Annotated in this window: 4 protein-coding genes; all 4 read left to right on the top strand. The window is 57.3% G+C overall.

The annotated features are described in order from the left end of the window. The coding region (locus Q0F21_RS07125; protein ID WP_363282761.1) for an FtsX-like permease family protein at nt 1–447 on the top strand (447 nt) is incomplete at its 5' end. A 25-nt stretch (nt 448–472) separates the two neighbouring features. Then, nucleotides 473–787: a DUF3098 domain-containing protein gene (locus tag Q0F21_RS07130; protein WP_297238656.1), complete on the top strand. Its 315-nt coding sequence runs from the start codon at nt 473–475 to the stop codon at nt 785–787. After that, entirely contained in the window at nt 787–1,641 is an 855-nt protein-coding gene (locus Q0F21_RS07135) for an undecaprenyl-diphosphate phosphatase (protein ID WP_297238658.1), read from the top strand. The genes Q0F21_RS07130 and Q0F21_RS07135 overlap by 1 nt, the downstream gene beginning before the upstream one ends. Nucleotides 1,642–1,650: 9 nt before the next feature. Further along, nucleotides 1,651–2,493 (top strand): tRNA pseudouridine(55) synthase TruB, encoded by an 843-nt coding sequence (gene truB / locus Q0F21_RS07140; protein ID WP_297238660.1) that lies wholly within the window; start codon nt 1,651–1,653, stop codon nt 2,491–2,493. The last annotated feature ends 67 nt before the right edge of the window (nt 2,494–2,560 follow it).

Here is a 2,560-nt window from a genome sequence, read left to right on the forward strand (position 1 = left end):
GTCTCCTACCGCAAGGACCTGGTCGACGAGCTCAATCGAAACCTCAGCACCATCGCCCTGATCATGGGTGCGCTGGCGCTGCTCCTGCTTGTGATCTCGGTCGTTCTGATCAATAATACGATCCGCCTGCGGGTCTATGCCAAGCGCTTCATCATCTACACCATGCGATTAGTGGGGGCGACCGGCTCCTTTATCCGCCGCCCCTTCATCGCCTCGGGCATTAGGAGTGGGGTGGTGGCAGCGGTTGTTGCCATCGGGCTGATGGTCTGGTGCCGCTACTACCTCCTGACAAAGTACCCGATCCTCAGCGGTGTGCTCTCCGCACAGAATATGGTGATCGCCGGGGCAGTCGTGCTGGTCTCAGGGATACTGATCTCCTGGGTCGCCTCTGCCGCTGCTGTCAGTCGCTATCTCAAGATGGATGAGGATCGTCTCTATCGTGCCTGAGAGCGGGCTATCAAGACATAAAGCTATGAGTAAAGATAAGGGTAAGAAAACGAACTTTGAGACCTACGGCTTCGGGAGAGTCAATCTCCTGATCCTCCTCGGCTCACTCCTTCTCCTGATCATCGGGTACCTGCTGATGAGCGGCGGTGCCTCCACGGATGGGGTGACTTTTAATCCTGAGGTCTTCAGTCCCCTACGCATCCGCGTGGCTCCGCTGGTCTGTATGCTGGGCTATGCCGGCATCGCCGTGGCGATCCTATGGAGGAAACGACGCGACTATAAGGGAAGCGACTCCGTCGAGGAGACTCCCTCTGACGACACCACCAAGCCTACTGAGTGATGACAGTCGTCCAAGCCATTATCCTCGCCATCGTAGAGGGTCTGACAGAGTTTCTGCCGGTCTCCAGTACCGGTCACTTAGTGATCGCCCAGTCCCTGATGGGGATCGAGAGTACGCCTTTCGTGAAGGCTTTCACCGTCATGATCCAGTTCGGAGCCATCCTCTCCGTGGTCGTGCTCTACTGGAAGCGTTTCTTCGACTTCAGGGTGGCACCGGAGATGGATCACCCTGATGTGCCGACGTGGAAGCGAAACGTTAGCCGCTTCCGCTTCTACATAGCTCTCCTGATCGGCCTCTTGCCGGCAGTTGTGTTGGGTCTGCTCTTCGGCGACTGGGTGGATCATGCTCTCGGCTCGGTGTGGATCATCGCAGTCAATCTCCTCATCGGAGGTGTGGTGATGCTCTTCATCGACAAGTGGCTCCATAGGGGTAGCCATGGGCGGGAGATCACGTATAAGAATGCCTTTATCGTCGGTCTCTTCCAGACCATCGCTATGTTTATGCCGGGGATGTCTCGCTCTATGAGTACGATCGTCGGTGGTATGGTGGCGGGGATGGATCGGAAGCGGGCGGCTGAGTTTAGCTTCTTCCTCGCTGTGCCAACGATGCTGGGTGCCACCTGCTACGAGGTGCTGAAATTCTGGAAGTCCGGCGAGCTGTCGGTACTCTCCGATCATATGGGCCTTTTAGTGGTGGGTAATGTGATCTCATTCGTTGTCGCCCTGGCTGCGATCCGTTTCTTCATCACCTTTGTGCAGAAGCACACCTTTGCCTCCTTTGGTTGGTACCGGATCGCCGTCGCGGGTGTCATACTGACAATGCTGGGCTTGGGCATGGATCTTGCTGTTTTCTAAGTGAGGGTTATGGACGGTAGAGAGGAGCGACTGACTCGAGCGGTCTATCAGATAGGCGCTGAGCGGGGACGGAGGCGTGTCGCACCGCCTAATCCCTTCAGCGACGGAATGATCATCTCCGTCGATAAGCCACTCGGCTGGACCAGCTTTGACTTGGTCAATCTCTTTCGTCGACTCGCCTGCACGGAACTCAATCTGAAGCGGCTCAAGGTCGGACATGCCGGTACACTTGATCCTCTGGCTACCGGTGTTGTGGTGCTCTGTACCGGGCGCTTCACGAAGCGCATAGAGGAGCTGCAGGATCACGACAAGTGCTACGAGGCGACGATAAGACTGGGCGCCACCACGCCGAGCTTTGACTTGGAACACTCCATAGACGCCTTTTTTCCCTACGATCACCTCACAGAGGAGGAGATACGTACAGCTCTACGCTCGTACGAGGGGGAGATCGACCAAGTGCCGCCTGTCTACTCCGCTGCGAAGATAGGCGGCGAGCGTGCCTATATGATCGCGCGCCGGGGGGACGAGGTGGAGCTGCCGGCTAAGCGGGTCCGCTTTGATCGGATCGAGCTGCTGAGTTACGAGGCACCGCTGGCACGTGTACGGGTAACGGGGGGCAAGGGGATCTTCATCCGCGCGCTGGCTCGTGACCTGGGCGAGCAGCTCGGCTGTGGGGCTCATCTCACGCGACTTCGGCGGACTCGGGTCGGCGACCGAAGCGTGGAGGATTGCATCCGTCCGGAGGACTTTGAGTCATTTATCCGGCAGACGCTGGATGTCTACGCTTCCGTCCACCAGACCGACCTGAGGGCGTGGCGGGACCGCATCGCGGCTGAGGGGGAGAATAGATAAAATCAATTTTAGAGACACTGATATATGAAGTTGTCACAATTTGGCTTCAAGCTGCCCAAGAAACTGA

This window comes from uncultured Porphyromonas sp. (assembly GCF_934359325.1).
Taxonomy (GTDB): Bacteria; Bacteroidota; Bacteroidia; order Bacteroidales; family Porphyromonadaceae; genus Porphyromonas_A.

Excerpts from the sequence above, each read along its gene's own strand:
- Q0F21_RS07130 (WP_297238656.1), top strand. The coding sequence starts at position 473 with ATGAGTAAAGATAAGGGTAAGAAAACGAACTTTGAGACCTACGGCTTC.
- truB (WP_297238660.1), top strand. The coding sequence starts at position 1,651 with ATGGACGGTAGAGAGGAGCGACTGACTCGAGCGGTCTATCAGATAGGC.
- Q0F21_RS07135 (WP_297238658.1), top strand. The coding sequence starts at position 787 with ATGACAGTCGTCCAAGCCATTATCCTCGCCATCGTAGAGGGTCTGACA.